This window comes from Arenibacter troitsensis, assembly GCF_900177645.1.
In the GTDB taxonomy this organism is placed as follows: domain Bacteria; phylum Bacteroidota; class Bacteroidia; order Flavobacteriales; family Flavobacteriaceae; genus Arenibacter; species Arenibacter troitsensis.
In genome coordinates this window covers 157,453-184,005 of sequence record NZ_FXAO01000004.1, presented here as the reverse complement: position 1 = coordinate 184,005, position 26,553 = coordinate 157,453, and the positions used below count along the sequence as shown (strand labels likewise).

General features: G+C 40.5%; 24 protein-coding genes. 14 read left to right on the top strand and 10 right to left on the bottom strand.

Annotation, left to right across the window (positions count from 1 at the left end):
- Positions 1-226 precede the first annotated feature (226 nt).
- The 13 genes from mptB to argH all read left to right on the top strand — a co-directional run bounded on the left by mptB (position 227) and on the right by argH (position 14,752).
- Entirely contained in the window at positions 227-1,612 is a 1,386-nt protein-coding gene (gene mptB / locus B9Y87_RS10345) for a polyprenol phosphomannose-dependent alpha 1,6 mannosyltransferase MptB (protein WP_317045129.1), read from the top strand.
- Positions 1,613-1,829: 217 nt separating this feature from the next.
- A complete protein-coding gene (locus tag B9Y87_RS10340; RefSeq protein WP_085498778.1) occupies positions 1,830-2,459 on the top strand; it encodes a GNAT family N-acetyltransferase in 630 nt (209 codons plus the stop codon).
- Positions 2,460-2,502: 43 nt separating this feature from the next.
- Positions 2,503-3,693 (top strand): argininosuccinate synthase, encoded by a 1,191-nt coding sequence (argG, locus tag B9Y87_RS10335; RefSeq protein ID WP_085498776.1) that lies wholly within the window; start codon positions 2,503-2,505, stop codon positions 3,691-3,693.
- Complete coding sequence (gene argC / locus B9Y87_RS10330) at positions 3,686-4,660, top strand: N-acetyl-gamma-glutamyl-phosphate reductase (protein ID WP_085498774.1); 975 nt, start codon at positions 3,686-3,688, stop codon at positions 4,658-4,660. Before argG ends, argC begins: the two co-directional genes overlap by 8 nt.
- Positions 4,661-4,773: 113 nt before the next feature.
- Positions 4,774-5,568 (top strand): pyrroline-5-carboxylate reductase, encoded by a 795-nt coding sequence (gene proC / locus B9Y87_RS10325; protein WP_085498772.1) that lies wholly within the window; start codon positions 4,774-4,776, stop codon positions 5,566-5,568.
- Positions 5,569-5,638: 70 nt separating this feature from the next.
- On the top strand, positions 5,639-6,766 hold the full coding sequence (locus B9Y87_RS10320) for an aspartate aminotransferase family protein (RefSeq protein ID WP_085498770.1): 1,128 nt from the start codon (positions 5,639-5,641) through the stop codon (positions 6,764-6,766).
- On the top strand, positions 6,763-7,959 hold the full coding sequence (locus tag B9Y87_RS10315) for a glutamate-5-semialdehyde dehydrogenase (protein WP_085498768.1): 1,197 nt from the start codon (positions 6,763-6,765) through the stop codon (positions 7,957-7,959). Before B9Y87_RS10320 ends, B9Y87_RS10315 begins: the two co-directional genes overlap by 4 nt.
- A gap of 36 nt (positions 7,960-7,995) precedes the next feature.
- Complete coding sequence (gene proB, locus B9Y87_RS10310) at positions 7,996-8,757, top strand: glutamate 5-kinase (RefSeq protein ID WP_085498766.1); 762 nt, start codon at positions 7,996-7,998, stop codon at positions 8,755-8,757.
- A 4-nt stretch (positions 8,758-8,761) separates the two neighbouring features.
- Complete coding sequence (locus B9Y87_RS10305; RefSeq protein WP_085498764.1) at positions 8,762-9,706, top strand: Rossmann-fold NAD(P)-binding domain-containing protein; 945 nt, start codon at positions 8,762-8,764, stop codon at positions 9,704-9,706.
- A gap of 704 nt (positions 9,707-10,410) precedes the next feature.
- Complete coding sequence (locus B9Y87_RS10300; protein WP_085498761.1) at positions 10,411-10,776, top strand: endonuclease domain-containing protein; 366 nt, start codon at positions 10,411-10,413, stop codon at positions 10,774-10,776.
- Between the two features lie 681 nt (positions 10,777-11,457).
- Positions 11,458-12,237 (top strand): acetylglutamate kinase, encoded by a 780-nt coding sequence (argB, locus tag B9Y87_RS10295; RefSeq protein ID WP_085498759.1) that lies wholly within the window; start codon positions 11,458-11,460, stop codon positions 12,235-12,237.
- A gap of 2 nt (positions 12,238-12,239) precedes the next feature.
- Positions 12,240-13,307: a M20 family metallo-hydrolase gene (locus B9Y87_RS10290; RefSeq protein WP_085498757.1), complete on the top strand. Its 1,068-nt coding sequence runs from the start codon at positions 12,240-12,242 to the stop codon at positions 13,305-13,307.
- 164 nt (positions 13,308-13,471) lie between these two features.
- Positions 13,472-14,752 carry an argininosuccinate lyase gene (gene argH / locus B9Y87_RS10285; protein WP_085498755.1) on the top strand — a complete coding sequence of 427 codons (1,281 nt, stop codon included), beginning with the start codon at positions 13,472-13,474 and terminating at the stop codon, positions 14,750-14,752.
- Between the two features lie 1,013 nt (positions 14,753-15,765).
- Here the strand turns inward: argH and B9Y87_RS22075 are convergent.
- The 9 genes from B9Y87_RS22075 to aqpZ all read right to left on the bottom strand — a co-directional run bounded on the left by B9Y87_RS22075 (position 15,766) and on the right by aqpZ (position 23,877).
- Entirely contained in the window at positions 15,766-16,236 is a 471-nt protein-coding gene (locus B9Y87_RS22075; protein ID WP_217807508.1) for a methylenetetrahydrofolate reductase, read from the bottom strand.
- Between the two features lie 188 nt (positions 16,237-16,424).
- On the bottom strand, positions 16,425-16,682 hold the full coding sequence (locus tag B9Y87_RS22070) for a hypothetical protein (RefSeq protein WP_217807507.1): 258 nt from the start codon (positions 16,680-16,682) through the stop codon (positions 16,425-16,427).
- A 321-nt stretch (positions 16,683-17,003) separates the two neighbouring features.
- Positions 17,004-17,531 (bottom strand): DUF1648 domain-containing protein, encoded by a 528-nt coding sequence (locus tag B9Y87_RS10275; RefSeq protein ID WP_085498753.1) that lies wholly within the window; start codon positions 17,529-17,531, stop codon positions 17,004-17,006.
- Positions 17,532-17,603: 72 nt separating this feature from the next.
- Positions 17,604-17,999: a hypothetical protein gene (locus tag B9Y87_RS10270; protein WP_085498751.1), complete on the bottom strand. Its 396-nt coding sequence runs from the start codon at positions 17,997-17,999 to the stop codon at positions 17,604-17,606.
- A gap of 210 nt (positions 18,000-18,209) precedes the next feature.
- Complete coding sequence (locus B9Y87_RS10265) at positions 18,210-19,313, bottom strand: radical SAM/SPASM domain-containing protein (RefSeq protein ID WP_072860560.1); 1,104 nt, start codon at positions 19,311-19,313, stop codon at positions 18,210-18,212.
- On the bottom strand, positions 19,291-19,713 hold the full coding sequence (locus B9Y87_RS10260) for a hypothetical protein (protein ID WP_072860561.1): 423 nt from the start codon (positions 19,711-19,713) through the stop codon (positions 19,291-19,293). Before B9Y87_RS10260 ends, B9Y87_RS10265 begins: the two co-directional genes overlap by 23 nt.
- Positions 19,714-19,718: 5 nt before the next feature.
- Positions 19,719-20,063 carry a hypothetical protein gene (locus B9Y87_RS10255; protein WP_139827208.1) on the bottom strand — a complete coding sequence of 115 codons (345 nt, stop codon included), beginning with the start codon at positions 20,061-20,063 and terminating at the stop codon, positions 19,719-19,721.
- A gap of 34 nt (positions 20,064-20,097) precedes the next feature.
- On the bottom strand, positions 20,098-22,740 hold the full coding sequence (locus B9Y87_RS10250; RefSeq protein WP_072860563.1) for an NACHT domain-containing protein: 2,643 nt from the start codon (positions 22,738-22,740) through the stop codon (positions 20,098-20,100).
- A gap of 447 nt (positions 22,741-23,187) precedes the next feature.
- The gene (gene aqpZ, locus B9Y87_RS10245) at positions 23,188-23,877 is read right to left on the bottom strand and encodes an aquaporin Z (protein ID WP_085498749.1); all 690 of its coding nucleotides are present in this window, start codon (positions 23,875-23,877) and stop codon (positions 23,188-23,190) included.
- 278 nt (positions 23,878-24,155) lie between these two features.
- Here aqpZ and B9Y87_RS10240 point away from each other — a divergent pair, with 278 nt between their 5' ends.
- The gene (locus tag B9Y87_RS10240) at positions 24,156-25,142 is read left to right on the top strand and encodes a metallophosphoesterase family protein (RefSeq protein WP_085498747.1); all 987 of its coding nucleotides are present in this window, start codon (positions 24,156-24,158) and stop codon (positions 25,140-25,142) included.
- A gap of 392 nt (positions 25,143-25,534) precedes the next feature.
- On the opposite strand, the gene B9Y87_RS10235 is transcribed toward B9Y87_RS10240, so the two are convergent.
- Complete coding sequence (locus tag B9Y87_RS10235; RefSeq protein ID WP_085498746.1) at positions 25,535-26,110, bottom strand: DJ-1/PfpI family protein; 576 nt, start codon at positions 26,108-26,110, stop codon at positions 25,535-25,537.
- Positions 26,111-26,553 lie beyond the last annotated feature (443 nt).

Below are 26,553 nucleotides of genomic sequence, written 5' to 3'. Positions count from 1 at the left end.
AAAGAGTAGGGCTTTTTTATTTTTGGAATGGTTCATCGGGTTTGTGTCATTAAACCCTTAGTAAAGAAAGGGATAGCATTACTTTTGCGCAGAAGTTGGAGCAATGTTCTTCTTTGCTTTCATTCGTGAATTTCAAAAAAACAAGGGTTTCGTTGCCAAAATCAAAATTGAAAGCATTGTTATTTGATAATTTCATTTAAATTTGGGAGATTGCTGAATTATTAAAGTGACCAAAAACCACCAAACGACTATGATCCAAAGGGCCATTTCATATTGGAATCTTCATAGGATTCCAATTTTAATGGTACTGCTTAGTATGCTCTTCTATACTTCCTTTGGGTATCAACTGGATCGTGCCGATTTTATAAAGCTCTTGTGCCTATATCTTGGGCTGTTCTTTTTATGTTATAAACTGATACAGTTTGAAAAGTGGAACTTTAAATTTTTGGCCATTGCCGGAACCCTCTTCAGGATAATGCTACTTTTTGCGGATCCCAATCTATCCCAGGATTATTATAGATTTATTTGGGATGGACAATTGATCAACCATGGGATGAGTCCTTACCTTCACCTTCCCAAAGACTTGATAATTGAGAATGGCCACCTTATGCACAATGCTGCAGAATTGGTAAGTGGCATGGGAAGCCTTAGTGCATCAAATTACAGTAATTATCCTCCGTTGAATCAATTTATTTTTGCCTTGTCCACTTGGTTGTCGGGGAAGAGCCTTGTGGGCAGCGTATTGGTCATGAGGACCGTTATTATCCTGTCCGATCTGGGAATACTCTATTTTGGGCGCAAATTACTGCAAAAGCTAAATAAATCTACCCATCTTATCTTTTGGTATTTCTTAAACCCGTTGGTTATTTTGGAACTTACGGGCAATCTTCATTTTGAAGGGGTAATGTTGTTCTTTTTTATTTGGTCCATATATCTTTTATGCAATAAAAAATTGCTTTTGGCGGCCATTGTTTATGCATTATCGATTGCTATAAAACTGGTGCCTTTATTATTTCTGCCCATGTTTTTAAAGTATTTTGGGCTAAAGAAAAGCATGCTGTTTTATATGGTGGTAGGCATAACAACGGTCCTTTTGGTACTCCCGTTCTATTCCCCGGATTTTGCCACCAACTATATGCAAACGGTAGGACTGTGGTTCTCCAACTTTGAATTTAATGCCGGTCTATATAATGCCATAAAAAAGGTGGCCCTAAATTTTGATGTCAAACCTTGGGAACTTATAAAGGATTATGGCAAAATTACCCCTGTAATCGTATTGGCCTCCGTGGCCCTATTTACATTTTTTAGGGACAATAAAAAGATTTCAAGCTTGTTGACCTCCATGTTATGGGTTCTTACGTTATATTATTTTTTGTCCGCAACCGTACACCCTTGGTATATTATTTTCTTAGTGGTTTTAAGCCTGTTTACAGAGTTTAGGTTTCCAATGGTCTGGTCCTTAAGTGTCATACTTAGCTATTGGGCCTATTCCAATGCTGGGTTTAAAGAGAATTATTGGTTATTGACTGTTGAATATTTGGCAGTATATGGTTTTATGCTTTATGAAATTGTTAGATTACATAACAAAAAGATGCTATTTAGTAAAAATTGACACATCGATCCCAATAATTCATTTTTATTTGTACTTTTGATGGTAGAATGAATAACTCATATTACATACTTAACGTAAACAAGGTTTCCAACCTTGCTTATTCATTTACGCCTACACGTCGTCGCCCGTAAGGGTGCGCTTCTTTTATGGAAATAGGTGAGTCCATTTCCCTCTCAAAAAAAATAAATTTTAATTTTAATTTTAAAAGCAACATTCAATGAAGATTGTTATTGCTAACGATTCCCATTTTAAATATGCCGAGATCATTTGCGAAACTATTGCAGAGTCGGCCAAAGTACGTGGTACCGGGATTGCCAAGCGTACTCCTGAATATATTCAAAAAAGATTGCATAACGGCAATGCCATTATTGCCTTGGACGGGGATAAGTTTGCCGGTTTCTGTTATATTGAGGTATGGGGACATGAAAAATTCGTAGCCAATTCAGGCCTTATTGTACATCCTGATTACAGAAATCAAGGCTTGGCCAAAAAAATAAAAAAGGAGATTTTTGAACTTTCCAGAAGAAAATTTCCCAATGCCAAAATTTTTGGGATCACCACGGGCTTGGCTGTGATGAAGATGAATTATGAATTGGGCTATAAACCAGTGACTTTTTCGGAACTTACCACCGATCCAGAATTTTGGAAAGGCTGTCAGACCTGTAAAAATTTCGATATCCTAACAAGGACGGAACAAAAAATGTGCCTTTGTACAGGAATGTTGTACGATCCGGAAACCAAAGCCAAGGCAGCCCAGAAGGAACCCAAGGAAAAATTGAATTCCAAGGCCTTTCAAAGATTAAAAAGTATAAAGGAAAGTCTGTTCTTAAACAAGAAAACAAAGTAGTAGTAATGTACTGCTTAGAAAATATAAATAATAATAGATTAGCATGAAAAAATTAGTTTTAGCGTATAGTGGTGGATTGGATACTTCCTATTGTGCCAAATATTTGTCAAAGGATCAAGGATTTGAAGTACATGCCGTAAGTGTCAATACAGGTGGGTTTTCTAAGGAAGAAATAGAGAACATTCACAAAAAGGCCTTGGAATTGGGGGCCACTTCCTACACTTCCATTGATGCTGTAAACACTTTTTATGAAAAAGTAGTAAAGTACTTGATTTTTGGTAATGTATTGAAGAACAATACCTATCCATTATCCGTTAGTGCTGAGCGAATAGTGCAAGCCATTGAAATCGTAAACTACGCCAAAAAAGTTGGTGCCAAATATATTGCCCATGGGAGTACCGGGGCCGGGAACGATCAGGTTAGGTTTGATATGATCTTCCAGATCATTGCGCCGGAGATCGAAATTATTACCCCAATACGGGATAACAAATTGGCCAGGGAGGTAGAAATTGAATATTTGAAGCAGAATGGGGTAGATTACCCATGGGAGAAGGCAAAATACTCCATCAATAGGGGTTTATGGGGAACTTCCGTAGGAGGTGAGGAAACACTTACCTCCCACAAGTCTTTGCCGGACACTGCCTATCCAAGCCAGTTGCAAGAAACAGAGCCCGCTCAACTAAAGCTTACTTTCCATAAGGGGGAATTAATTGCTTTGGATGGCGATAACGATACCCCAGTAAACAATATTATTAAATTGGAGGCCATTGCTTCCAAATATGCCATTGGTAGGGATATCCATGTTGGCGATACCATTATTGGAATAAAGGGAAGGGTAGGGTTTGAAGCACCTGCTTCCTTGATCATTATCAAAGCCCATCATTTGTTGGAAAAACACACCTTAACCAAATGGCAACAGTACCAAAAGGAAATGCAGGGCAATTTCTACGGTATGTTGTTGCACGAAGGGAATTATTTGGATGAGGTTATGCGAAATATCGAGGCCTTCCTGACCGATACCCAAAAGAATGTAAGCGGTGATGTCTTTGTTAGCCTGCACCCTTATCGCTTTGAGTTGGACGGAATATCTTCGCCCCACGATCTTATGAATGCTTCTTTCGGAAGCTATGGGGAGATGAACAAAGGATGGACAGCGGATGACGCCAAAGGATTTATAAAAATACTTTCCAATGCTGGAAAAATATATAACCATGTAAATCAGAATAATGATTAAGGCAGGAATTATAGGTGGTTCAGGGTATACTGGTGGGGAACTCATCAGAATCCTCCTGAACCATCCCAATGCAACCATAGATTTTGTTTTTAGTACCACTAGGGCAGGTAAAAAGATTACCACAGCACATCCGGACCTGTTGGGGGTTACCGATCTTGTATTTACAGGAGCGGTAAACAAGGATGTGGATGTAGTATTTCTTTGTCTTGGTCATGGGAACTCCACTAGTTTTTTAAAGGAAAATGAGTTCTCCGAAAACACTAGGATCATAGATTTGAGCAATGATTTTAGGTTGGAGGCCGATGCCGTTCTAGATGGGAAAACCTTTGTTTACGGCTTGCCCGAACTGAAAAAGGAAGAAATTAAGAAGGCAAAGTATATAGCCAATCCAGGTTGTTTTGCTACGGCTATTCAGTTGGCGCTACTGCCCTTGGCAAAGGCCCATAAATTGGACAGGCCGGTACATGTCAATGCCGTAACCGGAAGTACAGGGGCGGGCGTAAGCCTTTCACCTACCTCACATTTTAGCTGGAGGAACAATAACGTGTCCTGGTACAAGCCATTTACACACCAGCACTTGGGGGAAATAAACGAAAGTCTCCACAGCCTTCAGAAAAATACCGGGGAAATTTTCTTCCTGCCCAATAGGGGAAATTTTACCAGGGGAATTTTGGCTACGGCCTATACCGATTTTGAAGGGAGTTTGGAAGAGGCTTATGAACTGTATAACGAATTTTACAAGGATGCCGCCTTTACCCAGGTGACGGAGGAAGACATCAACCTAAAGCAGGTGGTGAATACCAATCAATGCCATATTCATTTGCACAAGCACAATAACACGCTCTTGATTACTTCGGCCATAGACAATTTGTTGAAAGGGGCCTCAGGGCAGGCCGTGCAGAATATGAACCTGGCGTTCGGATTTAAGGAAACGGAAGGCCTGCAATTAAAAGCGGGCGTATTTTAAGATCGGCTAGTGCGTTGGACCCACGGTAGTGGGGAAAGCTAACCCGATCAACTAAACATAAACCAATCAACCAATCCTGCGGTAGTGGGAGGGAAACAAATAACAATTAAGGAATGAAAATAGCCATTATTGGAGCAGGTAATTTAGGACTATCCATTGCCAAAGGCATATTGAGTACCAATGGGGCCACTTCCATGGTCCTTACCAAGAGAAATTTAAGCGGACTTAAGGAAATTGAAAAATATGGAATCGTTACCACGACTACGGATAACAGGGAGGCGGTAGCCAAATCCGATATCCTGATTTTTGCGGTACAGCCGGGCCAGTTTGTAAAGATTCTGGGAGAAATCAAGGACATCCTTACGGACAAGCATGTTATTATTTCCACCATTACCGGCTTTAGTATTGCCAGAATGGAAGAAGTTATAGGGCCAGATCACTATATTATTCGTGCCATGCCCAATACGGCTATTTCCGTGGGCAAATCCATGACCTGCATTTGTAGTAACGAGAAAGGCACCAAGAGGGTAGACCTGGCCAAGGCCATCTTTAACCGTATGGGGCATTCCATGCAAATTCCGGAAGAGCAGATGCAGGCCGCTACCGTTATTTGTGCCAGTGGAATTGCGTTTTGGATGCGATTGATTAGAGCCACCACCCAAGGGGCCATTCAATTGGGATTCGATGCCAAGGAAGCACAGGAATTGGCCATGCATACCTGTAATGGAGCTGCTAGTCTGTTGATAGAATCCGACAGTCACCCAGAAAATGAAATAGATAAGGTAACTACTCCAAGGGGATGTACCATTTCCGGATTGAACGAAATGGAACACCAAGGACTAAGCTCCTCCCTGATCAGGGGAATAGTAGCCTCATTTGACAAGATAAACGAAATAAAAAAAGGATAACCTCTACCTTAAACCTTCAAGAAACCTTCAAGGTTATTGTACAGGGGAGGTTCATAATACAATATAGAAGATGGAATTATTTGATGTATACCCATTATATAACGTTACTCCCGTTTCGGCCAAGGGAATAGTGGTTACCGATGATAAAGGCCAAGAGTATTTGGATTTCTACGGTGGTCATGCCGTAATTTCCATAGGACATTCCCATCCACATTATGTAAAAAGATTAAAGGAGCAGTTGGATAAGATCGGTTTTTATAGCAATGCTATCCAGAATCCCGTTCAGGAGGCCTTGGCACATAAACTGGGGGAGCTTTCGGGCTGTGAAGATTACAACCTCTTCCTCTGCAATTCTGGGGCAGAGGCCAACGAAAATGCCTTAAAACTGGCATCGTTCCAAACAGGAAAATCCCGTGTAATTGCCTTTAAACATGGTTTTCATGGGAGAACTTCCGCAGCCGTGGCCGCTACGGACAATGAAAAAATAAACGCCCCCCTCAACAAGCAACAAAAGGTAACCATACTTCCCTTTGAGGATTTGGCCGCTTTTAAAAGCGAGATTTCCAAAGGCGATGTTTGTGCTGTGATAATAGAGACCATTCAAGGGGTAGGGGGTCTGGACCAGCCTTCCCAAGAGTTTTATCAAAATATTGCCGAACTCTGTAAGGAAAATGGGGCCTTGTTAATCGCGGACGAGGTGCAATGTGGTTATGGAAGAAGCGGTAAGTTCTTTGCCTTCCAACACTTTGGGATTAAACCGGACATTATTACGGTAGCCAAGGGTATGGGCAACGGATTTCCTATTGGCGGCGTCCTGATCCATGAAAGTATCAAGGCTTCTTACGGAATGTTGGGGACCACTTTTGGCGGGAATCATTTGGCCTGTGCAGCCGGATTGGCTGTTTTGGAAGTCATCGAAAAAGAAAATTTATTGGAAAATGCCGCCAATCTCTTTGAATACTTCAAGGAAAAGGCAGCCTCCATACCACAAGTAAAAAGGGTAAAGGGAATGGGGCTAATGTTGGGACTGGAATTTGATTTTGAAGTGGCGGAGTTACGAAAGAAACTCATCCACAACCAATTTATGTTCACTGGCGGTGCCAGTGACAAACATGTATTGAGAGTATTACCAGCATTGAATATTACCAAGGAAAATTTGGATCAGTTTTTTGATGCCTTAAAAAAGGAATTGGCATGAGTTTGTATTTGGACATAGCCCAACGTAATGCCGTGCTAAATACCATGGCACAGCTGATCAATACGGAACGAAATACCATCCTGGAGGTGAATAAAAGGGACCTCGAGGCCTATAATGGCGATGATTTGGCCATGTACGACCGACTCAAAGTGGACGATGCCAAAATTGATGGCATGATCCTATCCTTGCAACAGCTGGCAGGACAGGAAGACCCCTTGGGTTTGGAACGATTTAATTTTACCCATGAAAATGGGATGCAGGTAAGCAATAAAACAGCCCCTTTTGGCACGGTCCTAATCATTTATGAATCCAGGCCCGACGTTACCATAGAAGCTGCTGCCATTGCCTTTAAATCGGGCAATAAAATATTGTTGAAGGGCGGGAAGGAATCCCTTCAAAGCAATTTGGTATTGGTAAATTTCTGGCATAAGTCCTTGGAGCAGCACAGCATTTCCAAAGATTGGGTCACTTACCTGGAATTTAATAGGGAACAGACCCAGGCCTTTTTGGAAAAGCCTACCCAAAAGCTGGACCTGATCGTACCACGTGGAGGGGAAAAGTTGATTGCATTTACCAAAAAGCACGCTACCTGTCCCGTAATCGTCAGTGGTAGGGGAAATAACTTTCTTTACATACATCCCAAGGCGGACCTAAAAAAGGCAATGTCTATCATCCTGAACGCCAAAACCACAAAGATATCGGCCTGTAATGCCTTGGATAAGGTGTTGGTAGATAGGGAACTGCCCAACAAGGAAGCTTTTATAAAAGATTTGATAGCTGAATTAAAGGCGAAGAAAGTGGAAATACTGGTAGATAACAGCCTGGCCAAAACAGAGGGTACTTCCGAAATTACTGGAGAGGAAAGCTGGTTTGAAGAATTTTTGGATTATAAGATCCTCATTGGGGAAGTGGGCAGTACCGAAGAAGCTATTGAGAAAATAAATACCTATGGCGGAGGACATTCTGCCGTTATTGTTACGGAAGAGGAACAAGAGGCCGACCTTTTTATGAATTCCGTGGATTCCGCGGCAGTATATCATAATGTTTCTACCCGCTTTACGGACGGGGGACAATTTGGACTGGGCGGGGAATTGGCCATCAGCACGGATAAATTACACCAAAGGGGACCCATTGGCCTACAGCATTTGGTGACCAACAAATGGTATGTAAAGGGCGATGGACAAATAAGGTAGTAGCCAGACCTGAACAATAGGTCTAAAAAAAAGAGCATGCAGAAGAAAAGAATATTATTAAAAATAGGATCCAATACCCTCACCAAGGAAACGGACCATATCTCTAGGGGAAAAATTGAGGATATTGGTAGGCAGATCGCAAAACTTAAGGACAGCTACGAATTCATCATTGTAAGTTCCGGGGCCATTGCCGCAGCCAAGCAGTTCGTGAAATTGGAACACAATGGGCAGGAGATTACCGTTAAGCAGGCCTTGGCATCCATTGGGCAACCCCATTTGATGCGTATTTTTCAAGAGAATTTCAGGGAGTTGGGATTGTTTACCTCCCAATGCCTTTTGTCCTATTCCGACTTTGAAAGGGAAGTTTCCAAAGAAAATATCTGCAATACCATCAACGTACTGGTGGCCAATAATTTTATCCCCATCATTAATGAGAACGATACGGTAGCGACCGATGAGATCAAGTTTGGGGACAATGATAAATTGGCGGCATTGACTGCAGCCTTGATGAAGGTAGATCTCTTGATCATTGCTACCAATACCGATGGCATTTACACCAAGGAGTCGTTTATTAATAAGAAGCCCGAAACCATTAAGTTGGTGAGCAACTTGGACGATCTGCAAAAGGAGGTCAGTAGCTCCAAATCTTCCCATGGAACCGGGGGAATGGAATCCAAGATCGAGGCGGCCAATATAGCCAGGCAGGCCAATGTAGAGACTTGGATCGTAAATGGCCTTCAAGACAATTTTATTATTGATGCCCTAGAAAACAAAACCGCTTTTACAACCATAAAATAAAAAAATGCAACACTATTTATCCTTAAAAGATATCGATTCCCTACCACAATGGGTAGAAGAAGCTAGATCATTAAAGGCGAATCCGCTTCAATTCAAAGCCTTGGGAGAGGCCAAGACCATATGTTTATTATTCTTCAATAACAGTCTTAGAACCCGTTTAAGCACGCAAAAAGCGGCCATGAACTTGGGCATGGAAGTTATAGTAATGAACTTTGGAAGTGAAGGATGGGCATTGGAATATGGAGATGGCACCATCATGGATCAAGGCACTTCCGAGCACATCAAGGAAGCTGCACAGGTAGTGGCGCAATATTGCGATATAGTGGCTATCAGGGCCTTTGCCTCTTTGACCGATAGGGAAAAGGACGAGGCCGAAGTGGTCATGAACGGTTTTAAAAAGTATGCCGGGATACCGGTAGTGAATATGGAAAGTTCGGTGGGCCATCCGTTACAGGCTTTGGCAGATGCCATTACCCTTGCGGAAAACAATACCAAGAAAAGGCCAAAAGTGGTTTTATCATGGGCACCGCATCCTAAGGCATTGCCACATGCAGTGGCCAATTCCTTTGTGGAAATGATGCATTTGCAGGAGGCCGATTTTGTAATTACCCACCCCAAAGGATACGATTTAAATCCGGAGGTGACCAAGGGTGCCAAAATAGAATACGATCAGGACAAGGCATTGGAAGATGCCGATTTTGTCTATGTTAAAAACTGGAGCAGCTACAAGGATTATGGCAAGGTGATGAACCAGGATAAAAATTGGACCATGACCAATAAAAAATTGGGCAAGGCCAAGTTTATGCACTGTCTGCCCGTAAGGCGAAATGTAGTGGTAGCCGATGAGGTTCTTGACGGGCCCAATTCCTTGGTGGTTCAACAGGCCAACAACAGGACCTATTCCGCACAGATTGTGTTGAAGAAGTTGCTGGAGAGTTTGAAGGGGTAGGGAGTATGCAGTAAACAGTAAACAGTTGTCAACGATCCAATTTCAAAAGTCGAATGTCCAATGTCCGTCATTGCGAGGAGCGAAAGGGACGAAGCAATCTCTTGAATATATAAACAGATTGCCACGCTACACCTACCTATCGGTAGGCAGGCGGAGTAGAGACCTCCTAGGGTCATGGATTTAATGTTCAAGGTTGAAAGTTGATAGGAGAAGACGGAAGGGATTGAAACCAAAGGTTGGTTGTTGTGCTCGAATGGTTTTATGTAGTGTCAAGCTAGGAGACTTTGCACAGTGGAAAGTGGTTTAATTTGAGCAAAAATATAATTTTGAAATATAATCATAGCTCCTCCCTTCAGATGAAGGGAGGTGGCTTCGCCCCAAGCGAAGACGGAGGGTTCTGAAAGCGCGGGTATAGGAACAAAAGAGAAAGTTTGGGTTTGGACCAAATAGTAGGGATTTCAAACTCCCCTTTCTTTTCTGCCAAAAAGCAGAAAATTCATTCCCCTCTTCGTTCCAAGAGGGGAGCAGTTTGGATTGAGTAAAAAATATGATTTTTAAAATGTTAACACGGCTCCTCCCTTCAGGCCTGTGCTGAGCGGAGTCGAAGTGCGAAGGGAGGTGGATTCGCCACAAGCGAAGACGGAGGGTTCTGAAATCACGGATTTTGGAATAAGAACGAAAGATTTGCGAGCTGTAAAAAAGGAATGACAAAGGATAAGCTACATACAAAAAAAGAACTTGCAGGATTCAGGAGTGAGCTTCGTTCCAATCTGACTCCGGCCGAGGCTTTTCTATGGAAGCAATTAAGTTCACGTCAACTTGAAGGCAAAAGATTTACTAGGCAGCATAGTATTTCAAAATATGTGGTGGATTTCTATTGTGCGGCAGAGCGTTTAATTGTGGAGTTGGATGGAGAAATCCACAACAATCCCCTGGCCATGGACTATGATGAAAAAAGAACTGCCTATTTTAATGAAATGGGTTACAAAGTGATACGATTTGAAAACAAAATGGTATTTGATAATTTAGAATCGGTATTAAGTGAAATTAAAGATAATTTTAAAACCTAAATAAGCTTCTCTCTTCAGACTTGTGCTGAGCGGAATCGAATGTGCGAAGGGAGATGGGTTCTCCAACAATGGGAGTTGAAGACGGAAGGGATTGATGGCCCTGATCTCGGAAAAAAGAGATAATTCGGGATTAGATTAAAAGTAAGGGATTTCAAACTCCCCTTTCTTTTCTGCCAAAAGCAGAAAATTCATTCCCCTCTTCGTTCCAAGAGGGGAGCAGTTTGGTTAGAGTAAAAAATATGATTTTTAAAATATTAACACGGCTCCTCCCTTCAGGCCTGTGCTGAGCGGAGTCGAAGTGCGAAGGGAGGTGGATTCGCCACAAGCGAAGACGGAGGGTTCTGAAAGCGCGGGTATTGGAACAAAAGAGAAAGTTTGGGTTTGGACCAAATAGTAGGGATTTCAAACCTGCTTGACGGCAAGGCAGGCTCCCCTTTCTTTCCCCGCTGTTGGCGGTGAAATTCATTCCCCTCTTCGTTCCAAGAGGGGAGCAGTTTGGATTGAGTAAATAATATAATTTTGAAATACGCATACGTCTCCTTCCCTTAGCAAGCCTGTCCCGCGTTTTCCGCGGGAGGACAAGGTGGCTTCTCCGACGATAGGAGGAGAGGACGGAAAGGATTGAAACCCTAAACTAAGGACAAAACGATCAACTGTCCCAAGCAGAAAGTAAAAAAAGACATGAAACAAAAACTATCTATAATAAAAATTGGAGGGAACGTAATTGAGAACGAAACCGAACTCAACAAATTCCTGGATTCCTTTGCGGCCATACAAGGCCCTAAAATTTTGGTGCACGGGGGTGGAAAACTAGCTACCCAGATCGCCGAAAAATTGGGAATAGAATCCAAATTGGTAGGCGGGAGACGTATTACCGATGAAGAGGGGCTAAAGGTAATCACCATGGTCTACGGTGGATTGGCCAACAAGAATATTGTGGCACAACTGCAGGCCAGGGGCACCAATGCCATAGGGCTTAGCGGGGCCGATGGCAATACCATCCGAGCCGTAAAAAGACCGGTCCGTGAAATAGACTACGGATTTGCTGGGGATGTGGAGGAAGTAAATGCAGGGGCTATAGACAAATTGTTGCAGGCCGACTTTGTTCCGGTGTTTTGCGCCATTACCCATAACAAGGAAGGGCAATTGCTGAACACCAATGCCGATACCATTGCTTCGGAAGTGGCTATTGGGATGAGTGGGAACTATGACACCACGCTCTACTATTGCTTTGAAAAGAAAGGGGTGTTGATGGATATTTCGGACGAGACCTCGGTGGTGAAACACTTGGAGCCTAAGAACTATCAAGAATTATTGGAAAAGAAAATTATAGCGGATGGCATGCTGCCAAAATTGGAAAATTGCTTCCATGCGCTTCATAAAAATGTGGGCAAGGTCTGTATTGGGGATTTGGATATGCTAAACCCTATTGCTACTTTGTTTACCACGATTACCTTATAAACATGGATCAACAAAAACTTACGGAAAAGGCTATTGCATTGTTACAGGAACTGATTTCAATTCAGTCGTTTTCCTCCGAAGAAGATAAGACGGCCGATGCTATTGAGGCATGGTTTAAAGAGTTCAACATCCCTTTTAAAAGGGAAAAGAACAACGTCTATGCCTTTAACAAATACTATGACGAGAGCAAGCCTTTGCTGCTGCTCAACTCCCATCACGATACGGTAAAACCCAATTCGGCCTATACCAAAGACCCCTTTCATCCACATATAGAGGATGGAAAATTATTCGGTCTGGGAAGTAATGATGCCGGGGGCTGCCTAGTATCCCTGATCGCTACCTTTACCCATTTTTATGCCCAGGAAAACCTGAGCCATAATATAGTGCTGGTTGCCTCTGCGGAAGAGGAAAGTTCCGGTCCCAACGGACTCAACAGTATGTTGCCCATCCTGCCAAAGATAGATGTGGCCATAGTAGGGGAACCCACCTTGATGAATTTGGCAATTGCCGAAAAAGGTTTGGTGGTGTTTGAAGGCAAGGTCAGTGGTACACCATCCCATGCCGCCCACCCCAACGATAATAATGCCATTTACAATACCATAGAGGTACTGCAGTGGTTTAAGGACTATAAGTTTCCCAAAGTATCGGAAGTGCTGGGGGAAGTAAAGCTTACGGTAACCCAGATAAGTGCCGGGAATCAGCACAATGTGGTGCCCGGACATGTGGATCTGGTGATAGATGTACGGGTAAACGACTGTTACTCAAATAAGGAAATAGCGGACATACTTACTGCCGAAGCTCCCTGTGAGGTAAAGCCCCGTTCGTTGCGCCTAAATTCCTCTTCCATCAATAAGGAGCATCCGTTGGTAAAGTCGGGCTTGGCCTTGGGGAGAAGCAGCTACGGTTCGCCTACTCTTTCGGATCAGGCGGCCTTGTATTGTCAGTCCCTAAAATTGGGACCTGGCGATAGCACCCGTAGTCACTCTGCGGACGAATTTATTTACGTGGCGGAAATAGAAGAAGGCATAGATTTGTATATTAAGATCTTGCAAGGATTTCTGAAACAATGAACAATTAGCAATGAACAATTAACGATGTTGGTTTGTTCATTGTAATTGACCTTTAAACAAATAAAAACGACAAATGAACCGAGCCGGAACGAACCTGTTTATTTATTAGAGAGGTTTAAAGGCGAACTACATTTGACCTTTAAAAAAACAAATAAAAACGACAAATGAAACTTTGGGACAAAGGATTTAGCACCGACAAAAAAATAGACCATTTCACGGTGGGCAATGATAGGGAACTGGATTTGCTTTTGGCAAAATACGACGTAATCGCCTCCAAGGCACATGCCAAAATGCTGGGTAAAATTGGTCTCTTGACCCTTAAGGAAACCGATTCATTGGTAGCCGAGCTGGATAAAATTGCCCAGACCATAGAAAACGGCACCTTTACCATAGAGGACAGTTTTGAGGACATGCACTCCAAAATTGAGTTTCTGCTTACCCTTAGGTTGGGAGATGCCGGTAAAAAGATTCACACCGCCCGCTCCAGGAACGATCAGGTTTTGGTGGCCATGCATTTGTACCTAAAGAACGAGTTAACGGAAATAAAGGACCAGACCAAGGACCTGTTCCACCTTCTTTTAAATTTGGCGGACAAGCACAAGAAAGTAATGTTGCCTGGCTATACCCATTTACAGGTGGCTATGCCCTCTTCCTTTGGACTTTGGTTTTCCGCCTATGCCGAAAGTTTGGTAGACGATCTGTATTTTGTGGACGCCGCCTATAAGGTAGCCGATCAAAATCCCTTGGGTAGTGCCGCCGGATATGGAAGTTCCTTCCCTATAGACCGTAGTTTTACCACCCAGGAAATGGGCTTCGAAACCATGAAATACAATGTAGTGGCCGCCCAAATGGGCCGTGGCAAGGTAGAAAAGGCAGCAGCCTTTGGCATGAGCAGTATTGCCGCCACCCTTTCCAAGATGGCGATGGACATCTGCCTGTATATGAGCCAGAACTTTAATTTTGTCTCTTTTCCGGATGAGCTTACCACAGGTTCCAGCATTATGCCCCATAAGAAGAACCCGGATGTGTTTGAACTGGTACGCGGTAAGTGCAACCGACTCCAGACCGTACCCAACCAATTGATCCTGATCACCAATAACCTGCCCAGTGGCTACCACCGGGACCTGCAATTGGTAAAAGAAGTGATCGTACCCGCCATACAGGACCTAAAGGCCTGTTTGGAAATAATGACCTTTAGTTTAAAGGAAATACGGGTCAACGAAAACATTTTGGACGATCCCAAATACGACTATCTGTTTAGTGTGGATACCCTGAACGAGCTGGTATTGGGCGGTATGCCCTTCCGTGATGCCTATAAGAAAATGGGCAAGGAGATCAACGAAGGCACCTTTACTCCCAAAAGGGACATACGCCACAGCCACGAAGGCAGTTTTGGCAATCTATGCTTGGCAGAGATCAGAAAGAAAATGGACAAGATTTCCTGATCAGCAATTAGTAAACAGTTTACAATGAACAGAGGGTTAAAGTCCGTCACTTCGAGTGATTTTATGAAATGAAATGAAATAAAATTGTATCGAGAAGTGGACGATGAACAGTAAAAAGTGAACAGTTTTCACTGGTCAGTGAGCGGTTGATTTACAAACTAATACATAAAACAAAGAGCTCCTTCCCTTAGCAAGCCTGTCCCGCGTTTTCCGCGGGAGGACAAGGCGGATTCTCCGACCAAAGGAGGAGTAGACGGAAGGGATTGAAAACCCAAGCCAAGGCATTTTGTACACCAAGTTACTAAGGCAGGCTCGCGCCAGCGGGGGGACTTTGAACAGCGGGGGTGCCAACATATCGGGTAGTTTTGTTGAGAATCAAGTCCCCCCTCCTTGGGAGGGGGCTAGGGGGAGGACATCATGGCAGGATGACCATTGCTTAGGGCGAAAACAAAGAACTCCTTCCCTTGGTTAAGGGAAGGTGGATTCTCCGACAATAGGAGGAGAAGACGGAAGGGATTGAAAACCCAAGCCAAGGCATTTTGTACACCAAGTTACTTAGACACGAGCCTGCCTAAAGGCAAGGCAGGCGTGACGCTCGCGCCAGCGGGGAGCTTACACTTAGAAGTGCCAACATATCGAATAGTTTTGTTGAGAATCAAATTCCCCCTCCTTGGGAGGGGGCTAGGGGGAGGACATCATGGCAGGATGATCATTACTTAGTGCGAAAACAAAGAGCTCCTTCCCTTAGCAAGCCTGTCCCGCGTTTTCCGCGGGAGGACAAGGTGGATTCTCCGACAATAGGAGGAGAAGACGGAAGGGATTGAAAACCTAAGCCAAGGCATTTTGTACACCAAGTTACTTAGACACGGTTTTCAGATAGCTTTCACTTAGAAGTGCCAACATATCGGATAGTTTTGTTGAGAATCAAATCCCCCCTCCTTGGGAGGGGGCTAGGGGGAGGATATCATGGCAGGCTCCCGCCAACGGGGGGCATTGTTGTACGGTCGTGCATTTTATCTATTCATCAATCCCTTTATATCCTTTAATAATTCAATCGATGCTTCAATTTCTTCCTTTCTAATTGCTACACTTTCAATATTAAATCCAATAGGTAAATTTTTAGTTACACTATAATCAAGTATCTCTATTGCAATATTCTTGCAGAGATCAATTGATTTTGAGAGTATATCATTAGAATGCTTTAAATCATTATTTAACCATTTTGGAATGTCAATACCAAGCCATTCCATAAACTGCAAGGTCTTTAAGGAACCGCAAGGTGTCAACGTAAAAATAATCGGTACCAAATCCCTGTCAGTCTCAATAGAGGTATAATAGTAATCTGAGAGGAAATCCTTAGTGTTATTAACACTGTAAACACATTGGGATATAAAAAAACTACATCCCTTATCTACTTTATCAAAAAGCCGAATATGCTCGTCTCCCTTTTTAATATGTCGCTCGGGAATTGCTACGCCTCCCAATAAAATTGAGGAATTTGAATCCTGATTTATTTTGTAAGCCTCATTAAGCGAAATGCCTGAAACCTGATTTTTTGATGGAGCACCTACAAAAACGGAACAATCAATATTATTAGAGTTTTGATAAATCCAACTCCTAAATTCATCAGCAGTATACTTGCCAACGCTTTTGTAAATAATCTTTGGGACTTTTAAATCGCTAAGATATTTATCACTGAATTATTAGGAGCCAAGGTTGGCATAAAAGGAAAAGGTCTCGGAGAATCTGTCCTTGAAGATTCATCTTGGATATCGTATAAAACCAACCCATCAATTTCTAATCCTCTAAGCCTTTTAACTTGCTTATCAGCAATAATCCCAACTTTATCTTCCTCAGTATTTATCTTAGGAGGAGTTAATCCATAAAATAAAAAGCCTGATTCTTTATTGATAATTCTATCTTTTAACATTATTATCTGTCAATTTGAGAGTAATATGTGCATGCCGTACAACAAACGAATATAACAACTAGCTCCTATATATTTGTTTAAGCCTATCTTTTTTAGCACTTTATAGTATGCTATAGTTCATTGGACTGCAATAATTTTGGGTAGTTGGGCAGCCGAGGCACGAGCCTGCCTAAAGGCAAGGCAGGCGTGACGCTCACGCCAGCGGTGGGACTTTGCACAGCGGGGGTGCCAACATATCGAATAGTTTTGTTGAGAATCAAGTCCCCCCTCCTTGGGAGGGGGCTAGGGGGAGGATATCATGGCAGGCTCACGCCAATAACACTATTCATTGTTAAACCCGGTATTATTATCGTTTTTTGTTCGTATTGTTTTTGTCAAATAAAAAGCAAGGGGAATAAAAATAAGTCCAAAAGTCAACGGCAAAAACCAACTTCCAAGTCCGTCTGCATTTCCCTTTGCGTTTTGAATAGTTTTAAAAATAATTAGTCCAAATATTGTTACGATTATCAAATTTAAAAACCGAATCATACGAGTGGTATTTGTATAATAATAAAAGGCATTCTCCTCATTTATTTTAGTTGGATAATTAAATATATGAGGAAACCTATTCAAAAAGGTTAGTCCAATGAACAGTACACTTGAAACAATAGGTAAAGTCAGAATTTGATTTTTATTTCCAAATCCGTCAGCTTTTCCAGCTAGGTTGTAATGCATCGGTATAGTTTCGGGCAATGAAGAATATTGGAACAATGTTAAAATCCAAATTCCAACTATGGCAATCCAACCGATTAATTCAATTGCCTTGTCGGTTGTAGATAAATTTGGTTTTATTTTTGGTCTCTTGTTCATTAGATTGCAATAATTTTGAGTAGATGGGCAGCCGAGGCACGAGCAAGATGCTCGCGCCAGCGCGGGGTAACATTAGTAGATACGAATAACCATTCTGTCTTCTTTTTCAATTGACCATTGTACTTGCCATGTTTTACCATCTATTTGGTCGAGTAAAATGAAGTTGTATGAATTTGTGGTCGGATATAGAAAAAATCTACCATTCTTTTCTTCCTCTTCACTTACCAGAGGAGTGTCTGACAATGTTGTCTCAAATCTATATTTGCTTTCAGTTCCCCATTGCACTTGTGACATTTTACCATTTCTTGTGTTTAATTTGATAAAATTGTAGTTATTTTTTGTGGAAAATAATCTATATACAACAGAACTATCTGTAGAAATATTTTGGGTAGGAGAGGAAGAGGTGTTTTGAGCAAAAGTAACCGTTACAAATAATGTAAAGGTAATTGTCATCAATATTGCTTTCATTCTTATATTTTTTTGAGTTATTGAAGTGCTATTATGGGCTGACCGCTAACGTTGAAATATAAGCGCAGTGCGGAGGCAGGCTCGCGCCAGCGGGGGCAGCCGAGGCACGAGCAAGATGCTCGCGCCAGCGGGTGCCATGCACTATATACCTTGTTATAGGCAGGCTTTATTTCAATTTCATGATTTTTTAATCACTAATAGATGTTTTCTCTACTTTGGTGTAGATTGAGCAAATGAGAACCCAAGTCTTTCATCTTTCCAATCGCATTGTGATAGTTCTTCAATAAAAGGACAACCACCCATGCAAGTCTTTTGGAAGGCACAAGAAGTGCAACCATTGTTCAGAATATTATTTCTATACTTTTTGAAATAGGCATTGTTCTGCCAAATGTCAATCATTTTTTCTGTTCTTAAGTCTCCAAACCAATCAGTATTGGTCATAAAAGAACAAGGCATCATTCTTAAATTTTCATCAACAAAAGCAGAAAACCTTCCAGCATCACAACCCTCGTAAAATTCTGAATTCACATTCACATATTTTACTACTCCTGAGATACTACAACTATCAAAGCCAATTTTCAAAGCACCTTTACTTTGGTTTACTAAACCATAGAATTCTTTTAATTTTACCTTGTCTTTAAGTAACAAGGTCATGTCGGGTTTTCTTCCGATTGGTTTATAGTTCAGGAATATCAGAGAATTTATTCCTTCCAAGAAAGCTGGTGGATTTCTTAACCATTCAATTGCTGTATTGATAGTTTGACTATCCGTTACAAAGTGAACATTTGCTTTTATTCCATATTCAAATAGTTTTTCAAGATGTTTTCTGAACTCGGTGTATGGTTCGTAAGCACTAATAGCAACAGAGCCGCATAATTCTTTTGTTGCTTTCAAAATGTCAGGGGTAAGCCCTCTACCATTTGTGGTGTAACATGGAACAATTCCATGTTCAACAGTAGTCTCAAGTATCCTTATAAAGTCGGGATGTTGATTTGGATTTCCACCGCCCAGTGCAACTTGGAAAACATCCATTTCCTTTGCTTGCTCCATGATTAATTTGTAATCGCTAAGCAGCATGTGATTTCCTTTTGGTGTTGATTTTCTATAACAAAAAGAACAACCTTGATCACACCAGTTAGTAATACTTATATCCAATAATTCTGGCCCGTGCATAGCCCAAAGAGGTTCTGGATAACCTTTTTCCTCTGCACGTACAAAATATCCAGTCTTTTTATTAAATAAAACTGAATAATGCTGCTCTGCATACTTTTTATGAACTATATTTTTGTTTTTACCAACCATCTTCTTGAGCATCGATATATAAATTACTACTTTCTATAATGAAATCATCGGTGCAAAAGAAGCATTCAGTTTCATCAGTATCACTGCTTAGTTTACCTATATAAACATTTTTACCATTTTTTTCTGCTTCAAGAATTTTGGGTAATACTTCTTTGCCACTTTTCCAAAGCCTTTCTTCTATAAACTCTTCAAATGTGGAGTAGGCGCCAGAATAGTGTTTTTCATAATACACTCTTGCTGGCTCCATGTCATCTTTAAATGCATTGAATAAGGATTTGTATATATCTAAGAAATTTGAATCATCTTTTATTCCAATTGCTTCGATGAAGTCTTTAAAATTGAACTCACCATCACTGATTATCACAAATGAAGTTGAAGAGCTATTTGTTACGAAGTCATATCTTATTTTCATTTACTTTAATTTTTAAGCATAATTATGTCCATTACTCTGTCGTACATTGTATCTGAAAATGTGAATTGGGCAATACCATAGTCACCATATGAATTGTCATCCTTTCGGTAAAGTAAACAATTGGGATTGTTTTTCCTTGCTTCCATTAATTCAACAATGTATTCGCCTTTAAGATTATATTTTCTGTAAAGGAAATGTTCCATTGATTCATATTCAAATGAATAATATTTCTCATACTCTTTGTCTACATTAATCAATTCCGAAGTTATACTGTCATACATTCTTGAAAACATATTCAGTGAATATCCATCTTTTGCACCAGTCCGTTCAATAAAAATTTCCTTTGTCAAATTCTTATTAATCAACAGCAGTGATTTGTAAAAGTCATAACCTAATTTCATATGAACTGATAAATTGTTTAATTGCTTTAATCAATATTTCGTTTTTACTTTCCAATGCTTTAGTGAGATGTATTTTCCCTTGTTCAGCATGTCGGAAAAAATATTTCTCATAGGTTGATTGAATATTCCAACGGTCTTTATTAGTAAACATGTAAATCAAGAGTTCAAAAAGTTTTTCATAATACAATACATCATCTGCTTCTCTCTTTTCCAAAATGTCATCTATTTGATTAACCAAATTTTCTTGACTTATTAATCTTGAATGTCCCCATCTGTCTGTTCCAAATTTGTTTACAAAACAATTTGCATATTGCTCTGAGTTAAGTTCTCTTAACAACTCAAAAAGAAATTCAATACTTAGGTTTTTATAGTAGGCGGTATTGTATCGGATTATGAGATTCCATATAATGGAATCACTATATCGTTCATTGTTTAACAATTTTTCCTTTAGAATTTTCTTGTCCTCTTTGGTTACCTGAGAATCTTTAAGTGAGAAAATACATTTTGAAAATACTGCTTCAAACCAAGGTTGCTTGATTAGGATTTCATGGAGTGATTTATCTAAACCTTTTCTTGATACATAAAACAGAAAGGTGCTGCATCCTTCAAGTAATGGGGATTTATCGTTAACTTGACTTTCAATAAAGGAAGCAAATTCTTCAACTGATTTTTTGTAAAGAACTTCAACTAAGTATCGTGAGATTAAAAAATCTCTAAACTCATCAAATGTAAAATTTACAACTTCGGAAGAAGTGAAAATTCCTTTCTCGTCAGTTTGAATATCTCTTTTTACAAGTATATTTTCATCCAAAAATCGGACATACATTTCTCTGTCGTTAGGGTCGGCAATAATTTTATCAAGAGGAACATTCACATAGGTCTTTTCCTGAATCATAAATTCAACAACACTTTGAATAAAATTCTTGATGTCAAAATTGCCTGATACTTTGAATTCATCATTGCTCTTTAATCGCTTGTTTATTTCCTCACTTTTTATTTCATAGTATTTTTCAAACAGTTCCTCTTTGTAAATATTTTCAATACTTTCAAGTTTCTGGTTTTGGTATGCTTCGCAAAAAATCCTTAGCAGAAGAAAATTTTCTACAAGTTGTTCATGTGCCTTGTTAGAAATTCCATGATGTTCAATTTTGAAGTGATTGAAATATATGTGCAGCAGTTTTTTCTTTAAATCATCGTCTGGACGTTGACTAAGTAGTGAAGTTATTTTTTTTGTCTCCTTCTTAAATGAAGATGCTTCAAGATTGGAAAAATTTTGCTCGTAATATTCAGTACGACAACTAAGAACAATTTTTACAAAATCATGTTCAAGCAATTCAGAAACGAAAGTTTCTAAATTCTGGCTTAACAGTTTTGAGTTATAGTTTTCATTAATACCGTCAATAACCAAAACGAAAAATTTACTCTGTTCATAGCAAAGTGTTTTAAGGTTGTTTAGGAATTCCTCAAAAGCGTAGTTCGGTGAGTCGGGAAAAATTCTTTGCAATAACGACTGCCTTAAATCGTTTGCATTGACTTCTGTTCCTGTGAGAAAAGCTGTTGGTATTTCTCTTTTGAGTAAAAAGTTTTCAGAAAAATCACAAAGGAAATTTGTCTTTCCTTGTCCTGCTGTTTCTGTAATCAAAGCAACCCTTGCTCTTAGGAATTCTAAATCATCAATTCTGTCTCTGAACTTAGATTCAAATTTATATTTCTCATTTGAGCCAATTTTTATGTCTGTTATTTCTTGCCGTTTGCTAACTAAGTAATCGTGCCACTTTGAAATTAGTGCTGTGCAGTTGCTTACAGTCATTTCTCCATTAGCTGGCTTCAACTTTTCAAAATCATAATTGAATAGTGAGTGCTTTTTCTTTGCAAGGAAATTGTTAAAGTAGCGGAAATCAAGTATGCTACTTTCATAAAAACATTTCTCTGAGTAGAAAACAGAATCGCACAAGTATCTCAAATCATCTTTCTGTTCTCCTGTCTCAATGAAAGTGTTTTGAAGATACTTTCCTGAGTTGATTTGTTTTTTAAGTTGTCTGTTTACTTGTGCCTTTAATGCCTGTGAAATTTTCTCAGGTGTAAGTTTCTTGCTCTCATTATCTGCAACCAAAGATTCAACAGAAGTTCTGATTGAAGTTGTGTCCGTTTTTACGGATACAACTAATGCTGTAACTTCTTCTATTGACTTGCTAATATCAAAGATTTGGTTTTTGTAATTTTCATCAATAAATAGTTTTTTTAAAACGGTGTCAGCATTTAACTTTTCTGTGAATAGCGAGTAAAAATCTTCTAAGTCTTTTGGGGTTGGTTGAATGATTTTAGGGAATTTGTTGAAGTCGTCTTTGATTTCGTCTAGAGTCCCTTTTTTAAATAACACATATAATGTTAAGTGTTCAAAGAATATTTGGGAATGGTAAAAAGGGAACATACCATTGGAACTATCGTATTTATGGTTTTGCTCAAAATCTTCGATGGTTTCGTAGATGATTTTTACTAGCTGATTTTTGTACTTCTTCTCAGGGAATAGTAATTTTTTGAACCTGCCATAACCTTCCTCCTTAATAAATTGGTCAACACATTTAAGTGAGACATAAGTAATTATTGTAAGTGTTACCGGTTCCATTTAAGTCCGCTAGTTTTATAATTCATTGCTCTAGTGTCGTTTTTTGCTTGCCTATAACATACGAATATAGCAACTTGTACCTATATTCCCATTTTAGATAAATTGCTTTTTAATACATTTCCATGTATAAAAAATCCTATTAATTCCGTAAAATTTTCGTAGGTGAGCAGTGGGGGGAGTACTACAACCAAAAGTGGGCTTCTAACCTTCTAAGATAGGAAATTTTGGTTCTCGGATTTGGGGAATCGATAAAGTCCAAAATTCTTCGACGAACTACTCAATGCTTCAGTAAACAATAAACAGTTACCAATTGAGTTCAAAGTTTAAGGTTCAAAAAAATAATTTTCGGAATCAAGTGAACTGTCCCGATGATTTCTATCTGGAGCAACTCACCAATGTCATTTGTATTTTTTTAAAAAGGCTACTTGCTGTATGGTATGTAAGGTGCTATGCTGATTTTTCCGGGGAAATGTATTTGTACACCAGTCCGGCTAACATGGCACCTACAATGGGAGCTACCCAGAATAACCATAGCTGGTCCATGGCCCAGTCGCCCACAAATAGTGCCTGACTAGTACTTCTGGCCGGGTTTACGGAAGTGTTGGTTACCGGGATGCTTATTAAATGTATGAGCGTCAAACCCAGACCTATGGCCAGTCCCCCAAAACCCTTGGGAGCTTTTGAATGGGTGGCACCCAAGATGATGATCAAAAACATAAAGGTCATTACCACTTCTGTAATTAAGGCAGAAATCATATTGTACCCGTCCGGGGAATGTTCCCCGTATCCATTGGCGGCAAAGCCTCCAATTTCAAATCCAGCTTTACCGCTGGCTATAAGATATAAAATACCAGCTCCGGCGATACCTCCCAGTACTTGGGCCACCATATAGGGGAGCAGCTCTCTTTTATCGAACCTGCCACCTATCCAAAGCCCTATGGAAACGGCCGGATTTAAATGACAGCCCGAAATATGCCCAATAGCATAGGCCATGGTAAGCACGGTCAATCCAAAGGCCATGGCAACGCCTACGAAGCCAATTCCCAATTCCGGATAGGCGGCCGCCAACACGGCACTACCACATCCTCCTAATACCAACCATAAGGTTCCAATGAATTCTGCGACTAATTTTTTCATACTTTATTTTGTTTGGGTGGTTACAATTGATATCCCTAATATAATAAATACTTGCGCTTCTTTTTTGTTTAACACTCTAATTTTCAAATAATAAGGTGTAAGGGTTTATCAATTGGATGATAGCTAAAGGCTAGTTGTTTAGTAGGAAGTCGGGAGCCTTCGTCCAGCAGGGAAGTAAGGGATTGCCTATGATAACAAAAATATAAACATGATTTTGCGCCAAAGGGAATTACTTGCTTATTATTGTAAACTGTTAACTGTAATAACTGCCTGTACCTATGAGAACTAGAGTTGCTTTTTTGTTTTTTATTATTTTGACCATCACAGTGCAATCCCAAGACATATCCCAATTACACTTTAATACCAACAAGGAATTTAAGGTAGTACAGTTTACGGATACCCATATTAATGTGGAGAGCGGTAAAAACGTGGATGCGTTTACCACCATAAAAAAGATTATGGCCATAGAAAAGCCAGATCTGGTAGTCCTAACAGGGGATGTTGCCACCGATGGCAATCCGGAAAAAACGTATAAGAAGTTTGAAGCTATTTTTACCGAAGCCAAAATGCCCTGGATAGTCACTTTAGGAAATCACGATTCCCAAGCCGATCTTTCCAGAAAAGAAGTGGCCGACTTCCTTCAGAATTTAAATTACTGCCTAAACAACGACCAGGGGGATACCTATGGTAACTCCAATTTTGTAGTTCCTATCCGCAGTGCCGACAATAAAAATAAGGCCCTTATTTACATCATGGATTCCAATGCCTATAGCACCCTAAAACCCGAGGTGGACGGTTGGGGCTGGTTTGATAATAGCCAAGTAAGCTGGTACAAGGAAAAAAGTAGGGAATTCACCCAGATGAACAACGACCAGCCGCTGCCGGCCATTGCTTTTTTTCATATTCCGTTGCCTGAATATTACCAGGCGTGGAAGAACAAAAAAGTAAAGGCTATAGGAAAACGTAAGGAACAGGAATGTGGCCCGGAAATTAATACGGGCATGTTTGCCGCCATGTTGGAAGCCAAGGATGTGATGGGCACCTTTGTGGGCCACGATCACAATAACGATTATATAGGGGTGCATTATAATATGGCCTTGGCCTATGGCAGGGTTACCAAAACAAAAACCTATAACAAAGCTCCTGTGGAAGGGGCAAGAATAATCGTTTTAAAAGAGGGGAAACGTAGTTTTGATACTTGGATACGTGAGGTAAACGGAAAAAAAGTCTATCCCTGTACCTGGCCGGATTCTTTTGTGGAATAGGGGGTTGTAAAAGGTTGGACGGACTTCCTCCCAACCCTCACGAAATGAGGTTAAAATGTGAGGTCGATCCTACCTGGTGGTAGACAGGCGCCACTGAGAAGCATAGATAGAGGCCTAATATGTGTGACTTCTCGTCGTCCCGAAATGGGACTCTGTCGAAGTGACTAAAAAGATCTGTGTGAGCTAACAGGTCTGCCTAAGTCATAAACAAAAAAACCATCCTTTTGATCAATTCCAATAACGACTATAAGTGTTTGTGAACTATTTATAAATCAAAAATTCCCATAGACGTCCAAGGTGTTGGCTATGGGAAAATGGTATTAATTGGGATATGGGTCGCCCAATTAATGGTATTGAGTTATCCTTAAAAGGAGATCCCTTTTAGGATGGGTTTACAATTGGATCTTAGCACCCATTACCTTTAAAAATTCCCTTATAAAACTGGGATGCGCCGGCCAGGCTGGGGAGGTAACCAAGTTGCCATCTACAAAGGCCCCATCTACGGGTATGGATTGAAATTCCCCGCCCGCTAGGGTTACTTCCGGCCCCACAGCTGGATAGGCGGTAAGCTTTCTTCCCTTTACAACACCTGCGGCGGTCAAAATTTGAATGCCATGGCATATGGCGGCAACAGGTTTGTTGGTGGTGAAAAAGTGTTGTACTATTTCCAGAACTTTTTTGTTCAATCGCAAATATTCGGGTGCCCTTCCTCCGGCAATTACCAAACCATTATAGTCGGACACATTTACATCTGCAAAGCTATAGTTCAAGGCAAAATTATGACCCGGTTTTTCGGTGTAGGTCTGGTCGCCTTCAAAATCGTGTATGGCCGTTTTTACGATGTCCCCCTTTTTCTTGTCCGGGCAAACGGTATGTACGGTGTATCCTACCATTTCCAGCATTTGAAATGGGACCATGGTTTCATAATCTTCAGTGAAATCTCCAGTTAAAAACAATACTTTTTTCATTGTTATTATTTAGGGTTAAAAAATTATTTTCGCTGTATTGTGGGTATTAAATCTATTAAGGGGGAAGGCCGGTGGCCCTGTTCTTAATATTTACCCTTCAAGTTAGTAAATATTTGGTTTGCTTGAGGCCCGGTTATTTTGGATAAGGGTTGGGATTAGGGTGTAATACGTTGTTTTTGAGTCATTTAATGCGGGGTGACTTTTCAAAAATTAACCTTCCTTTAATACACTTTTGTTGTTTTGTTGGCACTGAAAGGGGTTCAAGGTTCCAAGTTGAAAGTTGAGTTGACACAGCAACAATACCTTCCATTTGAGTTTGTGCCAAATAAAGAGACTTTGCCCAGTATGGATCAAATTCCCCCTCCTTGGGAGGGGGCTAGGGGGAGGACTTCACGGCAGGATAATCATTGCTTAGAGCGAAAACAAAAAAGACGGAAGGGATT